Consider the following 2,093-nt stretch of genomic DNA (forward strand, 5'->3'; position numbering starts at 1 on the left):
CCGTACAGCAGCTGCTCTCTCTCCTGTGCGGTTACAACATCGATATCCGCCAGGGCAATCTCATCGTTCTCTGCGATGGCAGTTAGAAGGCTGATATAATGGCCGCAAATTCGGAGTATCGTGTCCGCTTCGAAGATGCTGTTGCTATACTCCAAATCAAAATGCAAAGTCTGCTCCAGTTCGAACGCTTGCAAGGTAAGATCAACCTTCGCCACCTGATATTCCATGGGTTGAAAGTTGAATATCAGTTCACCTGCTGCAGTCGCATCTAAATCGGGTTTTTGCAATGCAAACATCGTATCAAACAGGGGATTGCGGCTTAAGTCTCTTCGCAGTTCCAACTTCTCTATCAGTTCATCAAACGGATACTCCTGATTTTCCTGCGCCGCTAGAACGTTTTGCTTGACTTCCCCCAAAAAGGCCGCAAACGACTTGCTCCCCTCGGGGTAGCTCCGAATAGCCAGCGTATTCACAAACATGCCGATCACCCGCTCTAGCTCTGCCCGCGTTCTTCCGGCAACCGGGGTACCGACAATGATATCCTCCTGTCCTGTGTATTTATGCAACAGCACGTTGTACGCAGCCAGCAATGTCGTATAGAGCGTACTTCCCTGCTTCGCGCTTATTTCCCGCAGCTTCCCAGTCAGTTCCGGACTGATGTCAAAAGCGAGACGCCCACCCTCAAAACGCTGAACCATTGGCCTCATCTTGTCTGTCGCCAGCGCCAGAACCGGCAGCTCTCCGGACAACGTCTCCAGCCAATACGCCTCTTGCTCCTGATAACGCTGCTTCTGGGGCTGCTCTTGCTGCCATACAGAGTAATCCTTGTACTGAATCTCCTGTTTTGGCAGGATCATGCCTTCGTACAAGCTCATCCACTCGTTCAGAAATACATTCATCGATACGGCATCGGAAATCATATGATGCATATCCAGCAGCAGCAGGTGACGCTCCTCCCCGAGTTGCATCAGTTCCGTCCGCAATAACGGTGCTTCATTTAGCTTGAAGGGCTGAATGAACTCCCTCACTCTGACTTCCGCTTCCTCCCCGTTTACAGCTATTCGGTTCAAGCCAAGTCTGCTGCTCAATTCTCCGGAGTCATGCACCCGCTGCACCAGTTCACCTTCCACCATTTCAAAGGAGGTACGCAAACTCTCATGCCGCTTGACCAGTTGCTGAAGCGCCCGTTCCAGACGCTGATGATCCAGCGGGCCTTTTACTTCCAGCATTTGTGGAATGTTATAGCTGACTTCTGCCCCTTCAAACTGACTGATCACATACAGCCGCTTCTGCGCCGAGGATGCCGGATAGAACGCCCTTTGACCGGCGGGCACAATGGCTTCATAGACTGTGTGCTCCATCCCCGAAAGGATGCCCGCCATTTCTCGGACGGTTGGATAACGGAACACTTCCCGCAGCGGAACTTCGATGCCAAATTGAGTATGAATACGCGAAATGAGCATGGTCGCCTTCAGCGAATGCCCCCCCCGTTCGAAGAAGTCATCCTCCGTTCCCAGTCCCTCTACCCCTAGTACATCCTCCCAAAGGGTAATGAGCGACGCTTCCAGTTCACTCTTCGGGGCCACATACGAACACCCGTCTACCCGCTTCCAGTCCGGCTCCGGCAACAGTCTCCGGTCAACCTTCCCGCTCGCATTTAATGGCAGCTCCTCCAGTTGGATTATGAACGAAGGCACCATATAGATAGGAAGAGCAACATTAAGCCGTTTTTTCAACTCGTGCGGCGCCACGGAGGGGGTACTAACGTAATAGGCACATAAATAAACATCCCCTCCCGCTTCTCCTTTCTCTTTATGTGCCATTACGTACGCATCCTTCACCTCGGGCTGTTGCAGCAATTTCTGTGCGATTTCTCCAGGCTCGATCCGGTAACCGCGAACTTTTACCTGCTCGTCAATTCTCCCCTTATATTCAATCGTGCCGTCCTCTGTCCAACGGGCCAAATCGCCCGTCCGGTACATCCGTTCTCCCGGTATGAACGGGTTCTCTACAAATTTCTCCGCGGTCAGCTCCGGACGGTTCAGATACCCCCGCGCCAGGCTGTCCCCGCCCAGACACAATTCCCCTGATAC

At 52.7% G+C, this 2,093-nt stretch carries 1 protein-coding gene; it reads right to left on the reverse strand.

The annotated features are described in order from the left end of the window. Positions 1-2,093 (reverse strand): condensation domain-containing protein (locus H583_RS32970; RefSeq protein WP_036709711.1); only part of this gene is annotated, 2,093 nt, incomplete at both ends.

Origin of the sequence: Paenibacillus pinihumi DSM 23905 = JCM 16419 (genome assembly GCF_000422505.1) — a bacterium.
Taxonomy (GTDB): Bacteria; Bacillota; Bacilli; order Paenibacillales; family Paenibacillaceae; genus Paenibacillus_D; species Paenibacillus_D pinihumi.